Below are 261 nucleotides of genomic sequence, written 5' to 3' on the forward strand. Positions count from 1 at the left end.
CAACCTCGAGAGCATCAACGGGCTCAACCACTACATCGGGATGCGGGCCATCGACCCCGACGCCATCCCCGAGCTCAAGATCATCCCGTGGATCATGGGTGGGCTCGTCGGGCTGGGGCTGACCGCGGCGGCCCTCGGGCGGCGGTGGATGATGTGGACGTGGCTGGGCGCCTTCGCGCTCACGATGATCGGCAGCCTCGTGCGCTTCTACCAGTGGGGCTACGACTACGGCCACAACCTCGACATGGAGAACGCGATCAT

At 65.5% G+C, this 261-nt stretch carries 1 pseudogene; it reads left to right on the forward strand.

Annotated elements, in window-relative coordinates:
• Positions 1–261: pseudogene (locus RYX56_RS23300) on the forward strand (hypothetical protein); the annotation flags it as partial.

The organism is Alkalihalophilus lindianensis (assembly GCF_032843265.1).
Lineage (GTDB): Bacteria > Bacillota > Bacilli > Bacillales > Bacillaceae_D > Alkalihalophilus > Alkalihalophilus lindianensis.